Origin of the sequence: Acinetobacter shaoyimingii (assembly GCF_011578045.1) — a bacterium.
GTDB lineage: Bacteria > Pseudomonadota > Gammaproteobacteria > Pseudomonadales > Moraxellaceae > Acinetobacter > Acinetobacter shaoyimingii.
In genome coordinates, this window is the sequence record NZ_CP049801.1 from 3,437,957 (window position 1) to 3,453,304 (window position 15,348).

The following is a 15,348-nucleotide window of genomic DNA, read 5'->3' on the forward strand; positions in this document are numbered from 1 at the left end:
CCCCACCCTTTTTCAACTTAGAACATCTTTATGTTTATACAAAGACCAATCGTTACAAATGGCACTATTCAAATCCCCCTTGCTTTTGATGAATGTATTGATCCTGAATTCTAGATTCTGAATGAATTTATTAACATATTATTACCATCTTATTAGAATCTAATATTTTTTTATGAGATACCTATTGAAATTTGGTTATTTTTTAGTTAACATTTTTAGTACTGAAAAAAACAATTTTTCACGTTTGCAACATATAATGAATACAAAATCACATATTATAGGAAAAGAATAATGGCTAGCCTAAACTTAGAAGCACTCGCAGATATCGATGGTTTTATTGCAGCAGCACTAGTAGACAGTTCAAGTGGCTTATCACTTGCAACTCAAGGTAGTGGTCTTGATCTTGATTTGGCAGCAGCAGGAAATACCGAAGTCATTCGCGCGAAAGTAAAAACAGCTAAAGCATTAAAACTCAATGATAAAATTGAAGACGTTTTAATTACTTTAGGCAAACAATACCATCTACTTCGTCCACTCGATCGTAACGAAGATTTATTTTTGTATTTGGTACTTGATCGTCAAAAATCAAATTTAGCTATGGCTCGTCACGAACTCAAAGGTTTTGAAAAAGAATTAGATTTTTCTTAATGGTTGAGCAGTGTAAAAAAACCAGCAGTTGCTGGTTTTTTTATTGCTGAAAAGATATGTTTCAGTCAAGGTCGTTATAAAAATTCAATGCGCCCGAATTTTAAATTTAGGCCTCATCCTCAGAAGGCGAAGTCGATGTTGTCATTTTAGTCGCGTATTCAACACCATGGGTTTTTAAATACTCTCTGATGAGTTGACGGACAACTTGAGACGGCTTTAAGTCTTGTCGATTACAAAGATCTTCAAATGCTTGTTTTTTGACTGGATCAATAAGTATTGTTAATCGCGCAGTTTTATTTTCCATAACATACCAATGTAATTCTTGTATTAATATAAAATGATAATTCGATTATCATTACATGATTTTAATTTGTTAGCAATCTGATATTTCTCAGATTTTTTTCATTATGACGATTCTGTTCCAGTATAGATTAAAACCATAAAAATTTTAAGCATTTCATAACTTTTATTGATCAATTTTAGTAAAAAATTTATCTATGTGTCTTATTTATTTCAATAAATGCCAAATCTTACTTGGCATTTATTCATAGTATAAAGTTCAAATCCTGAAATCAAGTGCCTAAACTGGCTTTTATTTTGACCTAGATTTAATTTTCAAGGATTTTTTTGAACTTTTCTTCCTGACCAAAGTATTTCGCAAATTCTTCAGCAGTCATTTGTTTGGTTTTTTTTGCATTTACATCGCAGTCAACTTTACGCAATTGTTTTGCAATAGACCATTCTGCTTTCACAATTGCACCCATCAGTGCAGTATGTCCTTTGTTGTCTCGGATACAACGGTTAGCGCCATGTGCCAATAAAGGTGTGACAACATTTTGATGACCATAATACGTTGCCATCATTAAAGCGGTATAACCTTGAGCATTTTTGACATCAACGGGAAAACCACTTTTTAAAAATTCTGAAATCACCTCTTCATTGCCTGTTTTAGCTGCAGCAAAAAACAGATCAATTAATTCTTGTTCTGATTGTTTTAAGCTTGCTTGATCTATGGTTGAACTCATTGCGACATCTTGAGCATGAAGTTTTGTAATGCCTAAAGTGAGTACTGTCATTAAACAAATACTGGTTAATGACATCACAACTGTATTTAATACCAATTTCATTTCAATTTGCCTCAAATTCACTTATTAAAACAACAGTTCAACAAATCAGTGCCTGTAGAACTCCCCTAGGGTGCAGGAAAGGTCATGAGTTCTACAGGGCTTTCTTGTGGTGGTGCTTTATTCCCTACTCACCAAACTTTTTAGACCAATTGAAATTAGTCTTTAAGCATTGCAGCTTTTGCTTTAACAGTAGCTAAGTTACCGTTTACCGCTTTAGTCATACGAGTACCGTAATCGGCATCTGCTTTGTAGAAGTAAGACAACATGATGTGTTTGGTTTCTGAATCTTTCACGTTGCCTAAGTCAGCCGCTAAGTTCATGATCAAGTCATCTTTTTCTTTTGCAGTGTATGAACGATAAAGTTCACCCGCTTGCTTGAAGTTTTGCTCTTTTACGCCAATTTGTTGAACAGTGCCAGAAAGTGGCGTTTGAACTGCGCGTGCTTTTTCAGTTGCAGCTTTAGGCTCTTTACGGCTTGGTTCATAGTTCACGTCAGAATCACGTTCGCTGACATTCATGTAACCATCTTGGTTATTGTTGTTCACTTTAACCAATGGACGGTTTACAGGAATTTGTTGGTGGTTCGCGCCCAAACGGTACATTTGAGTATCTGAGTAAGAGAAGATACGACCTTGAAGTAAACGATCTTCAGATGGTTCGATCCCTGGTACTAAGTTACCTGGAGCCAATGCCACTTGTTCAGTTTCGTTGAAGAAGTTCTTCGGCATACGGTTAAGAGTTAAAGTACCTACTTTAGTTTCAGGGACTAAGTTTGTAGGCCAGATTTTTGTAGAATCCAATGGATCAAAATCAAAGCTGTTCAAATCTTTAGGATCCAATACTTGGATATAAAGATCCCATTTCGGGAATTTACCAGCGTTGATGTTGTTGTAAAGATCATTGGTTAAGTGGTTAAAGTCTTTACCTTGTTGTTCCATTGCTTCTTTAACGTTAAGACCTTTTACGCCTTGTTTAGAGCGGAAGTTGAATTTAACGTATTTGTATTCTTCTTTGTCGTTGTACAACTTGTAAGCGTGAACACCGAAACCATCTTGTTCACGGTAGCTTGTAGGTACACCTTGTTTACCATACACATAAGTCAACATGTTGGTTGACCATGGTTGGCTAGACAAGAAATCAAACACGCGGTTCGCATCTTGAACGTTGTTGATTGGGCTTGGTTTCATTGCATGAATGAAATCAGGGAATTTGATTGCATCTTTAATGAAGAATACTGGTGTTTGGTTACCCACTAAATCCCAGTTCCCTTCTTGTGTATAGAACTTGATGGCAAAACCATGTGGATCACGTAAAGTTTCAGGAGAACCTTTACCGTGAATTACAGTAGAGAAACGTAAGAATACAGGAGTTTTTGTACCTGCTTTGAATAATGAAGCAATGGTTAAGTCTGATAAATCTTTAGTCGCAACAAATTCACCATAAGCACCTGTACCACGTGCATGTACTACACGCTCAGGAATACGCTCACGACCAAAACGTTGTAATTTTTGAACCAATTGAACGTCTTGAAGTAACACAGAACCATTTGGACCCGCTGTAATCGAGTTCTGGTTGTCACCCACCGGTGCACCGTTATCTTTTGTCAATGGTGCAGCTTGTGTTGCTGCCGTTGCTGCTGAAAGCATTGCAACTAATAAAGTACGCTTAAACATTGTTTAATCTCTCAAATTTTGCCTTTCCTGCAGGCGCTAAGATACACATACCAAAACCATAGGTAAAAAAGTTAATTTTTATCATATTGATCGTTTTTTTAAATATTATATTTTAGATAAACTAAGTTGTTGATTTTTATAGTATTGAATAGTTAAAACAGATCGCCTATTTAGGAAATCGATTTGCTACAATTCATTCAATTTTTTTCAATATGCTTTGGTTTTGATATGCGAGCGTTATTACAACGGGTTTTAGAAGCAAAAGTGGTGGTGGATGGAGAAACCACTGGAGAAATTGATCACGGCATTTTAGTTTTTTTAGGCTTAGGCAAAGAAGATACGCTCGATAAAGGCAAAAAGCTGATCGATAAAATTCTCAAATACCGTTTTTTTGATGATGAACAAGGTAAAATGGGCTGGAATGTCAGTCAAGCAGGCGGTGGACTATTACTGGTTTCTCAATTTACCCTCATGGCACAAACCCAAAAAGGCTTACGTCCAGATTTCGGTCCTGCTATGCCCCCCAATGAAGCAAAAGCACTCTATGAGCAATTAGTGGACTATGCCAAATCACAATTTGACCATGTCCAAACGGGCATTTTTGCAGCTGATATGAAAGTACATTTGGTTAATGATGGACCTGTGACATTCAATTTGGAAATTGAATAACCATAAAATATAACAAGGTTATCTCTTTTCAACCGTATATAAAAAAAGCTCCATCAATTGGAGCTTTTTTACAATAACACATCGTTTAAATTAACGACCTGTTTTCTCTTTTAAAAACTGGCGTGCAACCTTAATCTTATCTTTCACTGGCTTAGGAATTTTAGGTGGAATGAGTTTCGCCACTTGGTTAAACCATACCAATAGGCTGAAATCCCCTTCCATTTTAATCGTGCCATTTTGCATGCCCGTCATAAATGCAGTTGGATCACCTTTCATTAAGGTTTTAACGCCCTGCTCACTGTCAGCAAACTGTAAAATAAAGTCAGCTTTTTCTGCATCACCTGAAACAGTATCAATTTCACCATGATTGACAATAATCTGGCGGGCTACACCCAGATCTGTACCAATTTGGATACGGAACTGACGATCGTGAATCAGCTCAATAAACTTAGGACTTGTACGCGCTAATTGTTTCATGCGTAGGGCTAGACCATAAACCAAAAGGTCAAGCGGATCAGTGCTTGCATCGACAATTGGCAGTTTCACGACTGGAATTGAAGGAAATTTCATGACATTTAAGCCTGTTGTTTTAATATAAAAGAGAATCTAACCATCGTAGCATACCTTAATCTAGATACAGTTATGCTTTGTATAACAAAAGTATAAGATGAAAAAAAGGTATATCAATTGGATATACCTTTAAAGAATTTATTATTACTGTTCAGTGTACAAATCGTATTGGAAAATTAAAAACTAAAACTATTCATCTTCATAAACAGGGGTATGTTCAATATATTGACGATTCGCAAGCGCTTTTTGAGCACGACTGTCTTCACGCAATAACACGGCAGTCAATGCCATCATGGCAATACTTATCGCTGTTAAATAGCTATATGCAAGTGACATGTCCAAAACGTTCTGTATACCAAAACGCATCGCTTCTAATACACCCCAGAAAATCATGCCCGCAAACATGAAACCTAACCAGTGACGGTAAGGGGAAAAGAAAACAGTAGCCAACGCTGCAGCAATCAGACTAAAGCCGATTATTGTTGCTAAAGTCGCTGATACCATAATAACCTCCGTCAAAAATAAATTTATAGTTCAATAGCCGCTTCACATGTGTTTCACAACATCATTAAATTCATACTCTACATGTTCTTGATGTCATCTTTATGAGAGTCCATAAATTGCATTATGGTGAGTTTTGAAAAGAAAAAAAGGGGTGATGCTTTTATGAACGACACATATTGTCGCAACATTCTCTTGTCATTACATTTTTAAAAAGTCATGTTTATGTGCAGAGCTAATCTCTATCAAACTTGGCGTGTCATTACAAAAAAATACATAGTTTTTTTAAGCAAAAAATATTTTTTCCGATGCCATTTATCGGTTTTATTATTCCTTATTTTGTATTCTATAATTTATTGTTTTTGATTAATTTAATCCAAAAAAAAGCGACGATCACGTCACTTTTCTTTGCTCATATTCTTAGCGTTTAAGCTTGATTTAAATCTTTGTCGTGCACACCTAATAAATACAATACACCGTCTAAACCTACACTCGAAATGGCCTGATTGGCATTTTGACGAACCAGTGGTTTAGCTCGGAATGCCACCCCTAAACCTGCAATTGACAGCATAGGCAAATCATTGGCACCGTCACCCACAGCAATCGCTTGCTCCAGTGAAATTCCCATTTTTTCTGCAAGCTCACGCAGTAATAATGCTTTACGAGCCCCATCGACAATATGACCTTTGACTTCACCTGTCACGATGCCATTTTGTACATCTAAGATATTGGCATGAACTTCATCAATTCCGAGTTTCTCTTGTAAATATTCAGCAAAGTACTGGAAACCACCTGACAAGATTGCAGTGCGATAACCTAATGATTTGAGTGTGGAAATAAGACGTTCAGCACCTTCTGTAATGGTCAAGCGTTCTGCGATTTTCGGTAGAACTGATGCATCGAGCCCTTTGAGTAGCGCAACGCGTGCACGGAAACTTTGTTGGAAATCAAGTTCGCCTTGCATGGCACGCTCTGTGATTTCTGCAACTTGATCGCCCACACCAGCTTCAATCGCCAACTCATCAATCACTTCTTGTTCAATCAGTGTCGAATCCATGTCGAAGCACACTAAACGACGGTTACGGCGATAGGCATTATCTTCTTGCACAGCAACGTCGACATTGAGTTCGGTTGACAATCTCAAACATGCTGCACGCATTGCTGTGGCATCCAACATTTGACCTTTTAACCCAAACTCAACACATGCGCGTTTCGGTCCTTCACTGTTTCCATCACGATGAGGACGACCCGATAATCGTGTCACTGTTTCAATATTAAATCCCTGACTTGAAACAATATTTGTCACCGCTTGTAATTGTGCTGCTGTCAATTCTGGTGCTAAAGCAGTGACAATATAACGAGTCCGACCGCCTTCGCTCACCCATTGATCATAATCATTGTTTGAGATCGGTTTGAATCGAACAGTTAACCCGATATCATGTGCTAAGATAAGAATATCTTTCATGGCTAAGGCTGTTGCTGTTTGGTCTTCAGAGGCAACAACAATACCTAAAGTCAGTTGGTTATGGATAACTGCTTGCCCTACATCTAAAATTTGTAAAGAATGTACGGACAACACCTGCATCAATCGAGTAAACTGATTCGGTTGGTCAGGACCTAAAAATGAAATAAGAATGATTTCTCGCATGAATTGACTCGGTTCTGAGCTACGACAATTGCAAGAATCATAATCGAAATTGAATATATTTTCTCTGGAACTTTACGTTGAATGCGCCAAGACAAGGGCTATTTGCTAGCCTACTTATAGTTAGTTTTGCTTTGCATACCTTTTTAATGGTACTTGCAACGACTCATCAACTCAATGAAAACCGTGCCAATCAAGGTCAACTCATGACCACACAATTGGTTACCGATAGCCTCACTGAGTTGGAACCTGCAAACACTGTTTCATTGGCTTTGCTGGCAAATCGTTACGCAACCAATCCAAGTGTCGCTTATATTCGTATCTTAAATTCGAATAAACAGGTTCTTGCCACAGCGGGTTTATCAAAAACTCGTTCAGGTGAGGTTTTTGTTCGTGATGCTTTAGCCAATGAAAAGAAAGTCGGTAGCGTAGAAATTACCCTTGTTAAACCAAGTATTGGTGAAATCCTACGTACACAGTGGTTGACTATTTTAGTGTCTTTGATTATTCATGGCTTATTGTGGTTAGCGTATCGTGCGATTGCCCGACCAACGCGTAGTGAATATTTGGCTCGCTTAAACAATGAAGCGCGATTGAAACATGAAATTCAGCTTTTGACTGATGCCTTGGAGCATGAAAAGTTACAAAAAACCTTGGCAGAGTCTGAACCTAAAACCCCAGAGAAACCGCAAAGCCCAATTAAACCGACAGCGCTACGTGTTTTAGATGAAAATGCTTTAGCACTCAATATTCAGTTTTATGATCCTAAACAGTTGATTCACTCTGTGAACCAATCTGTATCCTTGCCATACTTCAACTTATGTCAAATTTTCTTGAACAAGAGTATTGATTTGTGTACGACACACTTCCAACTCAATAAAGAAGATTTTGTGCTTAACCAAGAGTTTGGTCAACAAGGTGCAATGATTACTGTTGCTGTTCAACAAAATAATACCACCCAATGTTTACTCATGATTGGTTCTGTATTCCAACTTTTATCAGAAGTGTTATACAAACGTTATCGTGAAGATAAACGCTTTGTGCTCCAAACACGTTGTGCTGTCAGCACCGCTGTGGAAGCGATGCAACTCGATGCCATTCAAGCTTCTGAACGTTTAACACATCATTTGATTGCCAAAGAAATGGCGTTGTATTTGACCAATGAACAGTTAAAACATATTGGCGATTGCTATCAATTGGTTGCGATGCCAAATCCGACCAGTGTACTGACTCGTCATGCCTTTATGATTAATGGTATGAACAGTGACTGTGCTGAATTGGCGCAGCATATGCGTACGGAAATTTTGAAAGGTAAATCAAAGCATTCTGAAATCGAAGATCAGGCTGAACGTGCTTCATAGATATAATATCTTTCAATATATAAACCAGATTTAATGCTAAATTAAATCTGGTTTTTTTATTTCATCTCATTTTAAATCAAAAAATAAACGACAAACGCTCACTCCTTGATCAAAAATACCCCATTTTCGACTTTTAGTGGCTTTTCAATACGCCAATAAGCTGTGTATAACAGAGTTCGCAAAGGGACCCTTGAAAGCATAGGCAAAATGTTTGAAAAAGCGTTAGACTATGCCTCAGTGATTTTTACTCAAATGTCAGCATGACAGAACAAAAAGGTGAAGTTGATGTCGCTCAATACTGTTGAAGAACTTGTAGCAGATATCCGTGCAGGAAAAATGGTTATCCTTATGGATGACGAAGACCGTGAGAATGAAGGTGATTTAGTCATTGCTGCGACCCACGTTCGCCCTGAAGACATTAACTTTATGATTACGCATGCGCGTGGTTTAGTTTGCCTGACACTCAGTAAAGATCGTTGTAAGCAACTTGATTTACCTTTGATGGTCGATGCTAACGGCGCGCAACACGGTACTAACTTTACCTTGTCAATTGAAGCAGCGAAAGGCATTACTACAGGTATTTCAGCAGCAGAACGTGCGCATACCATTCAAACCGCTGTTGCAGCACATGCAAAACCTGCTGACATCGTTCAACCAGGGCATATTTTCCCGTTGATGGCTCAACCAGGTGGTGTGCTTCATCGTGCTGGCCATACTGAAGCAGGCTGTGATTTGTCTCGTCTTGCAGGCTTAGAGCCAGCATCTGTGATTTGTGAAATCATTAAAGAAGACGGCACAATGGCGCGTCGTCCTGATCTTGAGATTTTTGCAGAAAAACATGGTTTAAAAATCGGTACAATTGCGGATCTGATTCATTACCGCATGACCAATGAACAAACGGTTGAACGTTTAGATCAACAAACTATAGATACCGAATACGGTACATTTGATTTATATCGTTACCGTGAAATTGGTAACCCAGATATTCATTTAGCTTTGGTGAAAGGCCAACCAAAAGACGGCGTGACCACTGTACGTGTACATGGCTTTAGCCCTGCTCGTGATTTACTAAAGATTAACAAACAAGATGGTGAGCCAGCTTGGAACTTAGATAAAGCGCTTAAAACCATTGCATCGAGTGATCGTGGTGTATTGGTTTGGATTGGTCAACGTCATTTATCTGACTTAGGTCCTGCTTTAGAAGCACTTTCTACACCAAAACCAACAAAATCGAATGCTGCGCTTTCACAGCAGTATCAAACCATTGGTGTGGGTGCACAAATTTTACGTGATTTAGGTGTTGAAAAAATGAAGCTTCTTAGCTCTCCATTACGTTTCAATGCATTATCTGGTTTTAATTTAGAAGTGGTGGAATACATCACTGCTGATCAAACTACAGTTGAATAACTCTTATTACATATCGAGGTTGCTATGGCGATTCGCCGTATTGAAGGTTTATTACATCTCGCGAGCGAAGATCGTTACGCGATTTTAGTTGGTCGTTTTAACAGCTTTGTTGTTGAACATTTACTAGAAGGTGCAATTGATACGTTGCATCGTCATGGTGTATCCGACGATAATATCACTGTCATTCATGCACCAGGCGCATGGGAATTACCCGTTGTTGCAAAAAAACTCGCAGCTTCTGGTAAATTCGATGCCATCATTGCCTTAGGCGCAGTTATTCGTGGTAGCACTCCACATTTTGACTTCGTTGCAGGTGAATGTGCCAAAGGTTTAGGTGTGGTTGGTTTAGAAGCTAGCTTACCTGTAATCAATGGTGTATTAACGACAGACAGTATCGAACAAGCGATTGAACGTTCTGGTACAAAAGCAGGCAATAAAGGTGGCGAAGCTGCCCTTACTGCAATTGAAATGGTTAACTTGCTAAAGGCGATCTAAAGCATGTCGCAGACACTCCAAGCTACTTATGCAGCAAAACGCAAAGCACGTCGTTTTGCTGTACAAGGGATTTATGAATGGCAAATGAGCCACAACCCTGTGCATCAAATTGAAGCGCGTACACGTGCTGAAAATGCCATGCATAAAGTGGATCTCAGCTATTATCATGAATTGCTCACGCAAGTGGTCGAAAATCATGAAGCATTGGATGCGTTATTAATTCCAGTACTCGATCGTGAGATCAGTGCATTGGATGGTGTTGAACTTGCAACATTGCGTCTTGGCGCATACGAATTGAAAGAACATCTTGAAATTCCGTACCGTGTTGTCTTGGACGAAGCGATTGAACTCGCTAAACACTTTGGCGGTGCTGACAGTCACAAATACATCAATGGTGTATTAGACCGTTTAGCGCAAAGCCTGCGTGAAGCAGAAAAGCAACAAGCTAAATAAGTTGTTGTTGAAATGGCTGAGTTTTCTATCATTGATACATATTTTAATCGTAAGAATGCAAATTCGGTCGATTTAGGTGTTGGTGATGACTCAGCCCTGCTCACCCCTCCTTCAAATCAACAATTGGTCATCTGCGCAGATACATTAGTTGCAGGACGACATTTTCCTCTCGATACTGATCCTCATGCTATAGGCTGGAAAAGTGTTGCTGTAAATCTCTCTGATATTGCTGCGATGGGTGCAAAACCTCACAGTATTTTACTCGCATTGAGCTTACCCCAAATTGATCATGATTGGCTGAAAGGTTTTAGTCAGGGTTTATATGATTGTTGCGATCAATTTGGTGTGAGTTTAATTGGTGGTGACACCACCCAAAGCCCACACCTCACCATTTCTGTTACTGCCTTAGGCTGGATTGAGCAAGGACAAGCTGTAACACGCTCAGGTGCTCAAGTTGATGACTTAGTCGTGGTCAGTGGTTCAGTCGGTGATGCGGCGTTTGCACTTCAACATTTGGGACACCCCTTGCAACAACGTTTGGATTATCCAACACCACGTTGTGAATTAGGACAATTATTGAAAGGCTTAGCCAACAGTATGATCGATGTCTCTGATGGTTTAGCACAAGATTTAAAGCATATCTTGGATGCATCAGAAGTTGGTGCTATTCTAAATTTAGATCAACTTCCAATTAGTGATGCATTAAAAAGCCTCCCTTTAGAACAACAATGGCAATATGCACTCGCAGGTGGTGATGATTATGAGTTGTGCTTTACAATAAATCAGCAAAACTACGCCAAACTTTTGCACTTACACCCCAATGTAATGACTACAATCATCGGCAAAATAACGGCGCAGTCTGACTTACAATTTGAAAAAGATGGATTAGTTCACTTGCTTCAGTTTGATGGATATCAACATTTTGCATAAACCACCGATTATTTTTAAAGAGATGAGTTTTGCCCAGCGTTGCATCGTATTTTGCGGCGTAGGTTTTGGCTCAGGTTTATTACCGAAAGCACCAGGCACTTTTGGTTCTGCTTTTGCATTGTTGTTCGTACCTATCTGGCTATGGCTCGGTTTTCATGCAAGTGTGATTGCTATACTTATCATGTCACTCGTTGGTATTTATATTTGTGGCAAAACCGCAAATATCATGGGTGTGCATGATGATGGTCGTATTGTTTGGGATGAGTTTGCAGGTCAATCCATCACCTTTCTTCCTTTAATCTATTGGGGACACATGAGTTGGCTTTGGGTCATCATTGGTTTCGCCTTATTTAGATTATTTGACGTATGGAAACCTTGGCCCATTCGTGTCATTGACAGACGTGTCGGTGGCGGATTCGGCATTATGTTTGATGACATCATTGCGGGTCTTTGGGCTGCAATATGCATTTTGATTTATTTAAATATATAGATATGGCTTAAGCCAGAGTTGTAGGGTGTTTTATGTCAACCACTGTCGTTATTCTTGCCGCAGGAAAAGGTACTCGCATGCGCTCAAGCTTGCCAAAAGTACTCCAACCTCTAGCAGGACGTCCCCTTCTTGGGCATGTGATTGAGACCGCCAAAAAAATTAAAGCAAACAATATCATTACAATTTTTGGTCATGGTGGTGATTTGGTTCAACGTGCTTTTGCACATGAAAATATTCAGTGGGTTGAACAAGCGGAGCAACTTGGTACAGGCCATGCTGTCAAAGTCACCTTACCTGTATTGCCAAAACAAGGCGTGTCACTCATTTTGTCTGGTGATGTGCCATGCGTACAACAAAGTACTTTGCAAAACTTGGTCGATGTTTCAACTCAAACAGGAATTGGTATTGTCACGCTGACCCTCGATGATTCTACCGGTTATGGTCGTATTGTTCGTGTCGACAACAAAATTCAAGCCATTGTTGAACATAAAGATGCAAGCGATGAACAGCGTCAAATTAAAGAAATTAACACGGGAATTTACTGTGTCAGCAATGCTAAATTGCATGAATGGTTACCCAAGTTAAGCAATAACAATGCTCAAGGTGAATATTATCTGACAGATATTGTTGCAATGGCATTGGCCGATGGAATTGAAATTGCATCGATTCAACCTGAGCTTGCTTTTGAAGTTGAAGGGGTCAATGATCGTGTGCAATTGGCAGCATTAGAACGTGAATTCCAAGCGTATCAAGCAAAAAAACTGATGCAACAAGGGGTTCATATTATTGATCCATCTCGTTTTGATTTACGCGGTGAATTAACTGTAGGTCAAGATGTTCGTATTGATATCAATGTCATCATTGAAGGTCATTGTACCTTTGGTGATAACGTTGAAATTGGTGCTGGCTGTGTGATTAAAGACACCAGTATTGCGGCAGGAACAGTGGTGCAACCTTATAGTATTTTTGATAAGGCAGTACTTGGTGAAGCTGTTCAAATTGGTCCTTTCGCCCGTTTACGACCAGGTGCAAAACTTGACAACGAAGTGCATATTGGCAACTTTGTGGAAGTGAAAAACTCAACAGTAGGTTTAGGCTCTAAAGCCAATCATTTTGCCTATTTAGGTGATGCTGAAATTGGTGTGAGTACCAATATTGGTGCTGGTACCATCACCTGTAACTATGATGGTGCAAATAAACATAAAACCATTATTGGCGATAATGCCTTTATCGGTACCAACAACTCCCTTGTTGCACCTATCAAAATTGGTCATGGTGCGACAACTGGTGCAGGTTCTGTCATTACCCATGATGTAGCTGACAACAGTTTAGCTTTTGAACGTGCTAAACAAGTGTCCAAAGAAAATTATCAACGTCCCCAAAAGGTCAAAAAATAAGAGGTAATCCATATGTGTGGTATTGTTGGCGGCGTTGCTGAACGTAGTATTACAAATATCTTAATTGAAGGCTTAAAACGTTTAGAATACCGTGGCTATGACTCTGCTGGTTTGGCGCTCGTCAATCACGGTCATGTTTTACGTGAACGTCGTGTTGGTAAAGTAATTAACCTAGAACAAGCAGTCAATGAAGCTGAAATTCTAGGTTCTTTAGGTATTGCACATACACGCTGGGCAACGCATGGCAAACCAACAGAAAAAAATGCTCATCCGCATATTTCTGGTCAAGTTGCCGTTGTACATAACGGGATCATTGAAAACTACCAAGAACTTAAAGATGATCTTGAAGCTTTAGGCTATGTATTTACCTCTGAAACTGATACAGAAGTCGTTGCACATTTAGTTCACGATGCTTTGAAATCTACACCAAATTTACTGAAAGCTGTTGAACAAGTTGTTCCTCAACTCAAAGGTGCTTTTGCACTCGGTATTGTGCATACCGACTATCCAAATGAATTGATTACGGTTCGTGAAGGTTCACCGCTGGTGATTGGTGTGGGTATTGGTGAAAACTTTATTAGTTCTGACCAACTTGCATTATTGCCGATCACTAACCGTTTCATTTACCTTGAAGAAGGCGATATTGCACGTTTAACTCGTGACAGTATTGAAGTATTTGTAAATGGTCAGCTGGTGCATCGTCCAATCAAAGAACTTGATGCAACAGTGAGTAATGCTTCTAAGGGTGAATACAAACACTACATGCTCAAAGAAATTTATGAGCAACCTGAAGCGATTCAACAAACTATTTCTCAAGCATTAAATGGCAACTTGCTACGTGACGATTTCTTAAAAGATGCCAACGCAGATTTTGCAAAAATCCAAAACGTACAAATCATTGCCTGTGGTACAAGTTATCATGCAGGGATGATTGCGAAATATTGGTTTGAGCAACTGATTAACTTACCGTGCCAAGTCGAAATTGCCAGTGAATTCCGATACCGCTCACCCGTGATTGTGAACAATACGCTTTATGTATGTATCTCTCAGTCTGGTGAAACAGCAGATACCTTAGCTGCGCTGCGTGATACGCAAAGACGTGCAACTGAGAAGAAGCTTGATATCGCAACATTTACTATTTGTAATGTCGCAACCTCTTCGATGGTGCGTGAAACAGACCATAACTTGTTAACATTGGCAGGTCCTGAAATTGGTGTTGCTTCTACCAAAGCTTTCACCACTCAACTTGCAGCGCTCATGCTTTTAGTGCTCAAAATTGGTCAAGTGAAGAATTCAATTGCTCAGCAACAAGTATCAAGTATCATCTCTGACTTATGGCATACGCCTAAAGTGATTTTAGATACATTGCAAAAAGATAAAGCAATTTTGCGCTTATCTGAATTGTTCAAAGAAAAACAACATTGTTTATTCTTGGGTCGTGGTACTGAGTTCCCTATTGCGCTTGAAGGTGCATTAAAACTCAAAGAGATTTCTTATATTCATGCTGAAGGTTATGCGGCGGGTGAATTGAAACATGGTCCGTTGGCACTGGTAGATAATGAAATGCCAGTGGTGATTTTAGCGCCTCAAGATGACATGTTGGATAAACTGAAATCGAACATGGAAGAAGTTCAGGCACGTGGTGGCGAATTGTTTGTTTTTGCCGATGAAAATAGCGGAATCAAAGAAAAAGACCGTCAACATGTGGTCTATATTCCAACCATCAATGCACTTTTAGCACCGTTGGTTTACAGTATTCCAGTGCAGTTGTTGTCTTATCATGTGGCTGTGCTTCGTGGTACCGATGTCGACCAACCACGTAATCTTGCAAAATCAGTGACGGTTGAATAATTGAATTTTATTCAATGCTTTATGTTGTATGAGAGTAATAAAGTTTCATACTGAGTAATAAAGTCTCATACTGAGTAATAAAGTGTAATACTGAATTGCTCAAAAAATCCACACAAGCTATGCTCTAAACA

The 15,348-nt window shown here is 39.2% G+C and carries 16 protein-coding genes; 10 read left to right on the top strand and 6 right to left on the bottom strand.

What is annotated here, in order from left to right; translation table 11 throughout:
- The first annotated feature begins 291 nt into the window (after positions 1–291).
- Positions 292–648 carry a roadblock/LC7 domain-containing protein gene (locus tag G8E00_RS15655; RefSeq protein ID WP_166012463.1) on the top strand — a complete coding sequence of 119 codons (357 nt, stop codon included), beginning with the start codon at positions 292–294 and terminating at the stop codon, positions 646–648.
- A 106-nt stretch (positions 649–754) separates the two neighbouring features.
- On the opposite strand, the gene G8E00_RS15660 is transcribed toward G8E00_RS15655, so the two are convergent.
- The 3 genes from G8E00_RS15660 to G8E00_RS15670 all read right to left on the bottom strand — a co-directional run bounded on the left by G8E00_RS15660 (position 755) and on the right by G8E00_RS15670 (position 3,448).
- Positions 755–952, bottom strand: a complete 198-nt coding sequence (locus tag G8E00_RS15660) for a CopG family transcriptional regulator (protein ID WP_166012464.1) — start codon at positions 950–952, stop codon at positions 755–757.
- A gap of 304 nt (positions 953–1,256) precedes the next feature.
- A complete protein-coding gene (locus G8E00_RS15665) occupies positions 1,257–1,775 on the bottom strand; it encodes an ankyrin repeat domain-containing protein (protein ID WP_166226142.1) in 519 nt (172 codons plus the stop codon).
- A gap of 155 nt (positions 1,776–1,930) precedes the next feature.
- Positions 1,931–3,448, bottom strand: coding sequence for a catalase (locus G8E00_RS15670; protein WP_166226145.1), 1,518 nt, complete (start codon positions 3,446–3,448; stop codon positions 1,931–1,933).
- 228 nt (positions 3,449–3,676) lie between these two features.
- Here G8E00_RS15670 and dtd point away from each other — a divergent pair, with 228 nt between their 5' ends.
- Positions 3,677–4,117: a D-aminoacyl-tRNA deacylase gene (gene dtd, locus G8E00_RS15675; RefSeq protein WP_166012466.1), complete on the top strand. Its 441-nt coding sequence runs from the start codon at positions 3,677–3,679 to the stop codon at positions 4,115–4,117.
- Between the two features lie 90 nt (positions 4,118–4,207).
- Here the strand turns inward: dtd and G8E00_RS15680 are convergent, their stop codons facing one another.
- The 3 genes from G8E00_RS15680 to serB all read right to left on the bottom strand — a co-directional run bounded on the left by G8E00_RS15680 (position 4,208) and on the right by serB (position 6,836).
- Entirely contained in the window at positions 4,208–4,687 is a 480-nt protein-coding gene (locus G8E00_RS15680; protein ID WP_166012467.1) for an SCP-2 sterol transfer family protein, read from the bottom strand.
- Positions 4,688–4,876: 189 nt separating this feature from the next.
- Complete coding sequence (aciT, locus tag G8E00_RS15685; RefSeq protein WP_166012468.1) at positions 4,877–5,191, bottom strand: ciprofloxacin tolerance protein AciT; 315 nt, start codon at positions 5,189–5,191, stop codon at positions 4,877–4,879.
- 424 nt (positions 5,192–5,615) lie between these two features.
- Positions 5,616–6,836 carry a phosphoserine phosphatase SerB gene (serB, locus tag G8E00_RS15690; protein ID WP_166226148.1) on the bottom strand — a complete coding sequence of 407 codons (1,221 nt, stop codon included), beginning with the start codon at positions 6,834–6,836 and terminating at the stop codon, positions 5,616–5,618.
- A 53-nt stretch (positions 6,837–6,889) separates the two neighbouring features.
- On the opposite strand from serB, the gene G8E00_RS15695 reads away from it, so the two are divergent.
- The 8 genes from G8E00_RS15695 (at position 6,890) to glmS (ending at position 15,217) form a co-directional block, all read left to right on the top strand.
- Complete coding sequence (locus G8E00_RS15695) at positions 6,890–8,194, top strand: hypothetical protein (RefSeq protein ID WP_406741473.1); 1,305 nt, start codon at positions 6,890–6,892, stop codon at positions 8,192–8,194.
- 285 nt (positions 8,195–8,479) lie between these two features.
- Positions 8,480–9,601: a bifunctional 3,4-dihydroxy-2-butanone-4-phosphate synthase/GTP cyclohydrolase II gene (gene ribBA, locus G8E00_RS15700; protein ID WP_166012471.1), complete on the top strand. Its 1,122-nt coding sequence runs from the start codon at positions 8,480–8,482 to the stop codon at positions 9,599–9,601.
- A gap of 24 nt (positions 9,602–9,625) precedes the next feature.
- Positions 9,626–10,096, top strand: a complete 471-nt coding sequence (gene ribH, locus G8E00_RS15705) for a 6,7-dimethyl-8-ribityllumazine synthase (protein WP_166226154.1) — start codon at positions 9,626–9,628, stop codon at positions 10,094–10,096.
- 3 nt (positions 10,097–10,099) lie between these two features.
- Positions 10,100–10,549, top strand: coding sequence for a transcription antitermination factor NusB (nusB, locus tag G8E00_RS15710; RefSeq protein ID WP_166012473.1), 450 nt, complete (start codon positions 10,100–10,102; stop codon positions 10,547–10,549).
- Between the two features lie 12 nt (positions 10,550–10,561).
- Complete coding sequence (gene thiL / locus G8E00_RS15715) at positions 10,562–11,479, top strand: thiamine-phosphate kinase (RefSeq protein ID WP_166226157.1); 918 nt, start codon at positions 10,562–10,564, stop codon at positions 11,477–11,479.
- Positions 11,457–11,969 (top strand): phosphatidylglycerophosphatase A family protein, encoded by a 513-nt coding sequence (locus G8E00_RS15720; RefSeq protein ID WP_166012475.1) that lies wholly within the window; start codon positions 11,457–11,459, stop codon positions 11,967–11,969. Before thiL ends, G8E00_RS15720 begins: the two co-directional genes overlap by 23 nt.
- A gap of 32 nt (positions 11,970–12,001) precedes the next feature.
- Positions 12,002–13,366: a bifunctional UDP-N-acetylglucosamine diphosphorylase/glucosamine-1-phosphate N-acetyltransferase GlmU gene (glmU, locus tag G8E00_RS15725; RefSeq protein ID WP_166226160.1), complete on the top strand. Its 1,365-nt coding sequence runs from the start codon at positions 12,002–12,004 to the stop codon at positions 13,364–13,366.
- A gap of 12 nt (positions 13,367–13,378) precedes the next feature.
- A complete protein-coding gene (gene glmS, locus G8E00_RS15730; protein ID WP_166012477.1) occupies positions 13,379–15,217 on the top strand; it encodes a glutamine--fructose-6-phosphate transaminase (isomerizing) in 1,839 nt (612 codons plus the stop codon).
- Positions 15,218–15,348: the final 131 nt, after the last annotated feature.

Excerpts from the sequence above, each read along its gene's own strand:
- G8E00_RS15655 (WP_166012463.1), top strand. The coding sequence starts at position 292 with ATGGCTAGCCTAAACTTAGAAGCACTCGCAGATATCGATGGTTTTATT.
- G8E00_RS15660 (WP_166012464.1), bottom strand. The coding sequence starts at position 952 with ATGGAAAATAAAACTGCGCGATTAACAATACTTATTGATCCAGTCAAA.
- G8E00_RS15665 (WP_166226142.1), bottom strand. The coding sequence starts at position 1,775 with ATGAAATTGGTATTAAATACAGTTGTGATGTCATTAACCAGTATTTGT.
- G8E00_RS15670 (WP_166226145.1), bottom strand. The coding sequence starts at position 3,448 with ATGTTTAAGCGTACTTTATTAGTTGCAATGCTTTCAGCAGCAACGGCA.
- dtd (WP_166012466.1), top strand. The coding sequence starts at position 3,677 with ATGCGAGCGTTATTACAACGGGTTTTAGAAGCAAAAGTGGTGGTGGAT.
- G8E00_RS15680 (WP_166012467.1), bottom strand. The coding sequence starts at position 4,687 with ATGAAATTTCCTTCAATTCCAGTCGTGAAACTGCCAATTGTCGATGCA.
- aciT (WP_166012468.1), bottom strand. The coding sequence starts at position 5,191 with ATGGTATCAGCGACTTTAGCAACAATAATCGGCTTTAGTCTGATTGCT.
- serB (WP_166226148.1), bottom strand. The coding sequence starts at position 6,836 with ATGCGAGAAATCATTCTTATTTCATTTTTAGGTCCTGACCAACCGAAT.
- ribBA (WP_166012471.1), top strand. The coding sequence starts at position 8,480 with ATGTCGCTCAATACTGTTGAAGAACTTGTAGCAGATATCCGTGCAGGA.
- ribH (WP_166226154.1), top strand. The coding sequence starts at position 9,626 with ATGGCGATTCGCCGTATTGAAGGTTTATTACATCTCGCGAGCGAAGAT.
- nusB (WP_166012473.1), top strand. The coding sequence starts at position 10,100 with ATGTCGCAGACACTCCAAGCTACTTATGCAGCAAAACGCAAAGCACGT.
- thiL (WP_166226157.1), top strand. The coding sequence starts at position 10,562 with ATGGCTGAGTTTTCTATCATTGATACATATTTTAATCGTAAGAATGCA.
- G8E00_RS15720 (WP_166012475.1), top strand. The coding sequence starts at position 11,457 with ATGGATATCAACATTTTGCATAAACCACCGATTATTTTTAAAGAGATG.
- glmU (WP_166226160.1), top strand. The coding sequence starts at position 12,002 with ATGTCAACCACTGTCGTTATTCTTGCCGCAGGAAAAGGTACTCGCATG.
- glmS (WP_166012477.1), top strand. The coding sequence starts at position 13,379 with ATGTGTGGTATTGTTGGCGGCGTTGCTGAACGTAGTATTACAAATATC.